1 tRNA gene is annotated in these 428 nt (G+C 33.4%); it reads left to right on the top strand.

Annotation, left to right across the window (positions count from 1 at the left end):
* Position 1: 1 nt before the first annotated feature.
* Positions 2-71: transfer RNA gene (locus tag AAEY57_RS19450), tRNA-Glu, on the top strand.
* The last annotated feature ends 357 nt before the right edge of the window (positions 72-428 follow it).

Raw genomic sequence — 428 nt, 5'->3', positions numbered from 1 at the left:
CATCGTCTAGAGGCCTAGGACACCGCCCTTTCACGGCGGTAACAGGGGTTCGAATCCCCTTGGGGACGCCACTTACTTATTTTAAGTAATCTACAAAGCAGTATGACTGCAGCACTCTCTATCCGCAAAATAATAAAGAGTGAAAAATCTCTTGGTATGCCACCTACTATTAATTAGTAATATAGCTTTTAATAAAAAGTATCTAAAATCAGTTTACCTGCATTTCCATCACTACTTCAAAACTATCCAGTGAAGTTAAAATCTCAAAATTAAATAATTTAATATAATAACTCCTATATATTATTAGTTTCTTTCCTTTCTTTATATTCAGCTTAAATATACTTCGCCTATGTTAACCTGAGATCTGGTTAAGCCAACATTAGATTATTACTCTCTAAAATTTCAAGTTCTTGCGATGTTAAATCTAA

Origin of the sequence: Pseudoalteromonas sp. MER144-MNA-CIBAN-0113 (genome assembly GCF_040308965.1) — a bacterium.
GTDB classification, from domain to species: domain Bacteria; phylum Pseudomonadota; class Gammaproteobacteria; order Enterobacterales; family Alteromonadaceae; genus Pseudoalteromonas; species Pseudoalteromonas tetraodonis.
Note: the sequence above shows the minus strand (reverse complement) of the source record. Positions and strands in the feature narration are given on the sequence as shown.